The sequence below is a fragment of the Caulobacter sp. HMWF025 genome (assembly GCF_003060965.1).
Taxonomy (GTDB): Bacteria; Pseudomonadota; Alphaproteobacteria; order Caulobacterales; family Caulobacteraceae; genus Caulobacter.
Window position 1 is genome coordinate 1 of the sequence record NZ_QAII01000171.1, and the last position, 2,885, is coordinate 2,885.

Here is a 2,885-nt window from a genome sequence, read left to right on the forward strand (position 1 = left end):
GGTCGCGCCGCCCCACCCTGATCCAGCCAAGGAGGCCATCATGGCCAAGGTTCTCGTTCTCTACTATTCGTCCTACGGCCATATCGAAACCATGGCCAAGGCCGTCGCCGAAGGGGCCCGCGAGGCCGGCGCGACCGTCGACATCAAGCGCGTTCCGGAAACCGTGCCGGAAGCCATCGCCAAGGGCGCTCACTTCAAGCTCGACCAGGACGCCCCCATCGCCACCGTGGCAGAGCTGGCCGACTATGATGCGATCATCATCGGCGCGGGCACCCGTTTTGGCCGTATGCCCTCACAGATGGCCAGCTTCCTCGACCAGGCCGGGGGTCTCTGGGCCAAGGGTGCCCTGAACGGCAAGGTCGGCGGGGCCTTCACCTCGACGGCGACCCAGCATGGTGGCCAGGAGACGACCCTGTTCTCGACCATCACCAACCTGCTGCATTTCGGCATGGTGATCGTCGGGCTCGACTACGGCTACGCCGGCCAGATGACCCTCGACGAAGTCACCGGCGGCAGCCCCTATGGGGCCACCACCCTCGCCGGCGGCGACGGTTCGCGTCAGCCCAGCGAGAACGAACTTGGCGGTGCCCGCTATCAGGGCCGCAAGGTCGCCGAGACCGCGATCAAGCTGCACGGCTAGGTCAGGATGCACCCTGCCCCCTCCCCGCCGACCGTCGGCCGGGAGGGGGTCAATGGCTAGTGCGCCGGATCAAAGTCCGGGGCCTGGGCCTTCACATAGGTCTCCCATTCGGCCCGCGAGTGGAAGTCCAGGCCTTTGTCCCAGCCGGCCCCCATATAGTAGACGAACGGCTTGCCGGGCTCGACCCTGACCAGGACCAGGTAGTTGTCGGCGTCCTGCCGGATCTCGACGACAGACGCCGGATCCACCATCAGGGCGATGCCCATCGTGCCCTTGTCCGGGTCGGTCGGCTCCCAGTAGGAGACCCGCCCCGGAGCCAGGTCAGCGACAAAGGCCCCCGACCCGTTCGGTCCCTTGCGTTTGGCAATGCCGATGCCGATGGTGAGGGGCCCGGCCCTGTCGGAGCCGAAGGTCGAGACCATCCGCGTGAAATTGGTCCCCATCGGCAGGGTGAAGGTCCGGGTCTCCCAGACCTTGCGGTCCACATCCACCGGCCAGGGGGCGTAGTCGACCCTGAAAGCCGCCGCGTCGGGGCCGTTCTTGAGGATCGCGTACGACTTCCAGTTCCGCGACACCCACAGCTTGTTGTCCTGCCAGACTCCGAGGCCGCCGGCCCCGCGCGTGGTCTCGACATTGTAGTAATCCAGGCCTTCGCCATGGAAATCATGCTGCTGGCCGGTCTTCAGCTGGCGCTCCATGAACGGCCAGCGCACCGACTTGCCCCAGGCATCAATGCCAGACGTAGACGGCGGCTCATGCGCCTGCAGGGCCGGACCATAGATGCGATGGGCGGTGCGATCGTTCTCCCAGAGGATGTCGTCATAACGATAGGGCGCATAAACGACCGTGGCGCGCGGCGTCTGGCCCTCGGCATCGGGCCTGGCCATCTGGAAAGCGAGGCGCGGCGGGACCGGCACGCCCTGGGCGGCGGCCGCCAGGGGCAAGGCCAGCAGGCCGGCGATCACCAGGCAGAGACACTTCGACATCGCTCACTCCGGTCCGACTGCGGCTCTAGGGGATCGCGGAACGGATCTGCGGCCGGTTGATCCGAACCAGACACCGCTGTCAGCCGCAAGGCAACCCCCGCACGGTCATGGCCTTGTCTGGGCTTTCCTCCGGATGTCTTGCCCTCGGAAAGGGCCAGTCCCTGGGTAAGTTCACAAAAACAAACCGCCCCGAAGCGCGAGCCTCGGGGCGGTTGTTCAGTCCGGTCGTGAGGTCTTGGCCTACTTGGCCGCCAGGGCCGCCTGGGCCGCGGCCAGACGGGCGATCGGCACGCGGTAGGGCGAGCACGACACATAGTCCAGGCCGACGCTTTCGCAGAAGGCGATCGAGGCGGGGTCACCGCCGTGCTCGCCGCAGATGCCCAGCTTGACGCCCGGACGGGCCGCCCGTCCGCGCTCAGCGGCGATGCGGATCAGGTCGCCCACACCTTCCTGGTCGAGGCTGACGAAGGGGTCCTTTTCAAAGATGCCCTTGTCGATATAGGCACCCAGGAACTTGCCGGCGTCGTCGCGGCTGATGCCGAACGTCGTCTGGGTCAGGTCGTTGGTACCGAAGCTGAAGAACTCGGCATTGGCGGCCAGGTCACCGGCCCGCAGGGCGGCGCGCGGCAGCTCGATCATGGTGCCGACCGTGTACTCGATGGCGATGCCCTGCTCGGCCAGAACCGCCTTGGCGGTCCGGTCGGTAAGCTCGCGTAGGTACTTCATCTCCTCACCCTTGGCAACCAGCGGGTGCATGATCTCGGGGATCGGCGCGGCCTTGCCGGACTTGGCGATGTCGCAGGCGGCCTCGATGATCGCCCGGACCTGCATTTCGTAGATCTCGGGATAGGAGACGCCCAGGCGGCAGCCGCGATGGCCCAGCATGGGGTTGGTTTCGTGCAGTTCCTTGGCCCGGCGCATCAGCTTGTCGGCGTCCAGACCCGTAGCCTCGGCCACGGCCACGACGTCTTCCTCGCTGTGGGGCAGGAATTCGTGCAGCGGCGGGTCGAGAAGGCGGATGGTGACCGGCAGGCCTTCCATGATCGTGAACAGCTCGACGAAGTCGGCCTTCTGGAAGGGCGCGATCTTGGCCAGGGCCGTGCGGCGACCGGCTTCGTCGTCGGCCAGGATCATTTCGCGCACGGCGGCGATCCGGGTGTCGTCGAAGAACATGTGCTCGGTGCGGCACAGGCCGATGCCCTCGGCCCCGAACTGACGCGCGGTCTTGGCGTCCAGCGGGGTTTCGGCATTGGCGCGGA

3 protein-coding genes are annotated in these 2,885 nt (G+C 66.8%); 1 reads left to right on the forward strand and 2 read right to left on the reverse strand.

The annotated features are described in order from the left end of the window. The first annotated feature begins 40 nt into the window (after positions 1-40). Positions 41-640 (forward strand): NAD(P)H:quinone oxidoreductase, encoded by a 600-nt coding sequence (wrbA, locus tag DBR10_RS17890; protein WP_108504105.1) that lies wholly within the window; start codon positions 41-43, stop codon positions 638-640. 56 nt (positions 641-696) lie between these two features. Here wrbA and DBR10_RS17895 read toward each other — a convergent pair whose 3' ends face one another. Together DBR10_RS17895 and DBR10_RS20320 are read right to left on the reverse strand one after the other, a co-directional pair. Further along, positions 697-1,626 carry a DUF4861 family protein gene (locus DBR10_RS17895; protein ID WP_108504106.1) on the reverse strand — a complete coding sequence of 310 codons (930 nt, stop codon included), beginning with the start codon at positions 1,624-1,626 and terminating at the stop codon, positions 697-699. A gap of 240 nt (positions 1,627-1,866) precedes the next feature. Beyond that, positions 1,867-2,885, reverse strand: a 1,019-nt coding sequence (locus tag DBR10_RS20320; RefSeq protein WP_335582568.1) for a putative PEP-binding protein, incomplete at its 5' end; no start/stop codon positions are given.